Source organism: Ruegeria sp. AN6 (genome assembly GCF_056540425.1).
On record NZ_JBQFWR010000034.1, the window covers coordinates 2,501 to 6,082 of the forward strand.

General features: G+C 53.1%; 1 tRNA gene and 2 rRNA genes. All 3 read left to right on the forward strand.

Features of this window, described 5'->3' with window-relative positions:
* Positions 1 to 190: 190 nt before the first annotated feature.
* The 3 genes from ACR0MQ_RS22785 (at position 191) to ACR0MQ_RS22795 (ending at position 3,458) form a co-directional block, all read left to right on the forward strand.
* Positions 191 to 3,017 (forward strand): 23S ribosomal RNA (locus ACR0MQ_RS22785).
* Between the two features lie 199 nt (positions 3,018 to 3,216).
* Positions 3,217 to 3,331 (forward strand): 5S ribosomal RNA (gene rrf / locus ACR0MQ_RS22790).
* A gap of 50 nt (positions 3,332 to 3,381) precedes the next feature.
* A tRNA-Met gene (locus ACR0MQ_RS22795) sits at positions 3,382 to 3,458 on the forward strand.
* The last annotated feature ends 124 nt before the right edge of the window (positions 3,459 to 3,582 follow it).

Below are 3,582 nucleotides of genomic sequence, written 5' to 3' on the forward strand. Positions count from 1 at the left end.
CACGGCTGGGAGACCATATGGGGTTGCTCAATTGTCCTCGTCCAAGTGGCGGGGGCGGGAAATGTATGTTTTTGGTTCAGAAGAATGACTGCCTTTAGTTACCAGCTGGGCGGTCTCGATTGACATGCTTGTGCTCAAGTGGCCGAATAGGCGGTAGCACAAATTGTTATGTCTTTCTCTTTCTGGATCAAATCAAGCGCGAGAAGGGCGTTTGGTGAATGCCTTGGCAGCAAGAGGCGATGAAAGACGTGATACTCTGCGATAAGCCATGGGGAGCTGAGAATAAGCTTTGATCCATGGATCTCTGAATGGGGCAACCCACCTGAAAGCTTCATATTGTTATCTTTGATACTCAATATGGGGTTTAAACAGGTACTTAAGACCTGAATACATAGGGTTTTAAGAGCAAACCCGGGGAACTGAAACATCTAAGTACCCGGAGGAAAGGAAATCAATTGATACTCCCCTAGTAGCGGCGAGCGAACGGGGACCAGCCGAGCCAGATAAGTGACTAGAACACGTTGGGAAGCGTGGCCATAGCGGGTGACAGCCCCGTATAGGAAGCTTTGATGGACGTATTAAGTAGGGCGGAACACGTGAAATTCTGTCTGAAGATCGGAGGACCACCTTCGAAGGCTAAGTACTCCTTGCTGACCGATAGCGAACCAGTACCGTGAGGGAAAGGTGAAAAGCACCCCGACGAGGGGAGTGAAACAGTACCTGAAACCGAACGCCTACAATCAGTCGGAGGCTCCTTGCGAGCTGACGGCGTACCTTTTGTATAATGGGTCATCGACTTGGTCTCACGAGCAAGCTTAAGCCGTTAGGTGTAGGCGTAGCGAAAGCGAGTCTTAATAGGGCGAATGAGTTCGTGGGATCAGACCCGAAACCGAGTGATCTAGGCATGGCCAGGTTGAAGGTAAGGTAACACTTACTGGAGGACCGAACCCACATCCGTTGAAAAGGATCGGGATGAGCTGTGCCTAGGGGTGAAAGGCCAATCAAACTCGGAGATAGCTGGTTCTCTGCGAAATCTATTTAGGTAGAGCGTCATCCGAATACCCCGGGGGGTAGAGCACTGGATGGGTAATGGGGCCCCACAGGCTTACTGATCCTAACCAAACTCCGAATACCCGGGAGTACTAGATGGCAGACACACTGCGGATGCTAACGTCCGTAGTGGAGAGGGAAACAACCCTGACCTACGACTAAGGCCCCCAATTCATGGCTAAGTGGGAAAGCAGGTGGGACGACCAAAACAACCAGGAGGTTGGCTTAGAAGCAGCCATCCTTTAAAGATAGCGTAACAGCTCACTGGTCTAAATAAGTTGTCCTGCGGCGAAGATGTAACGGGGCTCAAGCCATGAGCCGAAGTCTAGGGATGCGTAAGCATCGGTAGCAGAGCGTAGTGTGACATAGTCTCATTCCTCCTTCATGCCTTCGGGCAGATTGGAGGAGAGAGGCTTTCGATGAAGCCGGGGCGTGAGCCATCCGGTGGAGAGATCACTAGTGAGAATGATGACATGAGTAGCGACAAAGAGTGTGAGAGACACTCTCGCCGAAAGTCCAAGGGTTCCTGCTTAAAGCTAATCTGAGCAGGGTAAGCCGGCCCCTAAGCCGAGGCCGAAAGGCGTAGGCGATGGGAACTAGGTTAATATTCCTAGGCCAGGAGGATGTGACGGATCACAGGTGTAGTTCAATCTTATCGGATTGATTGGGCTGCTGAGTGGTTCCTGGAAATAGCCCTCCATCAGACCGTACCCTAAACCGACACAGGTGGACTGGTAGAGCATACCAAGGCGCTTGAGAGAACGATGTTGAAGGAACTCGGCAAAATACCTCCGTAAGTTCGCGAGAAGGAGGCCCGGTTCCTAGGCAACTAGGGGCTGGGGGCACAAACCAGGGGGTGGCGACTGTTTATTAAAAACACAGGGCTCTGCGAAGTCGCAAGACGACGTATAGGGTCTGACGCCTGCCCGGTGCCTGAAGGTTAAAAGGAGAGGTGAGAGCCTTGAATTGAAGCCCAGGTAAACGGCGGCCGTAACTATAACGGTCCTAAGGTAGCGAAATTCCTTGTCGGGTAAGTTCCGACCTGCACGAATGGCGTAACGACTTCCCCGCTGTCTCCAACATCGACTCAGCGAAATTGAATTGCCTGTCAAGATGCAGGCTTCCCGCGGTTAGACGGAAAGACCCCGTGCACCTTTACTACAGCTTCGCACTGGCATCAGGATTGTGATGTGCAGGATAGGTGGTAGGCTTTGAAGCGGAAACGCAAGTATCCGTGGAGCCTCCCTTGAGATACCACCCTTCGCACTCTTGATGTCTAACCGCGGTCCGTTATCCGGATCCGGGACCCTGCGTGGCGGGTAGTTTGACTGGGGCGGTCGCCTCCTAAAGCGTAACGGAGGCGCGCGAAGGTTGGCTCAGAGCGGTCGGAAATCGCTCGTTGAGTGCAATGGCAGAAGCCAGCCTGACTGCAAGACTGACAAGTCGAGCAGAGTCGAAAGACGGCCATAGTGATCCGGTGGTCCCGAGTGGAAGGGCCATCGCTCAACGGATAAAAGGTACGCCGGGGATAACAGGCTGATACTGCCCAAGAGTCCATATCGACGGCAGTGTTTGGCACCTCGATGTCGGCTCATCTCATCCTGGGGCTGGAGCAGGTCCCAAGGGTACGGCTGTTCGCCGTTTAAAGAGGTACGTGAGCTGGGTTTAGAACGTCGTGAGACAGTTCGGTCCCTATCTGCCGTGGGTGTAGGAGACTTGAGAGGAGTTGCCCCTAGTACGAGAGGACCGGGGTGAACGATCCACTGGTGGACCAGTTGTCGTGCCAACGGCAGTGCTGGGTAGCTATGATCGGACAGGATAACCGCTGAAGGCATCTAAGCGGGAAGCCCCCCTCAAAACAAGGTCTCCCTGAGGGCCGTGGAAGACCACCACGTCAATAGGCCGGAGATGTAAGCGCAGTAATGCGTTCAGTTGACCGGTACTAATCGCCCGATAGGCTTGATTTGATCCAGTAATGGAAAGACAAAATCAAACCAGAAGCATACACCGACCTTGAGTTGGACAATTACGTCGCATTTGCTACGCAAACAGCGACGGTGTTGATTGAAACACAACCGAGTGGCAACGCGCATTCGCAACCGAATACGCTGCCTGCCGCGCGTCGCCTTTTTGCACTGCAAAAAGAGCGACGGGGATTTTCCTCGGTTTGGTGGTCATAGCGCAAGTGAAACACCCGGTCCCATCCCGAACCCGGAAGTTAAGCACTGCCGCGCCAATGGTACTTGGGCTTAAGCCCCGGGAGAGTAGGTCACCGCCAAACCTAGTAAAATCCCCCTTCTCTCTAACACGATGATACAAATCTGACTCTGACGCGGGATGGAGCAGCCCGGTAGCTCGTCAGGCTCATAACCTGAAGGTCGCAGGTTCAAATCCTGCTCCCGCAACCAGCGTCAGAAAATCTCAGTACAGCCCGTTCAGACTACAATTGATCACACGGTTCAATTGCTTGACCTCTTCACCTCGTCAGGCTCATAACCTGAAGGTCAGAGGTTCAAATCCTACTCCCAAAAC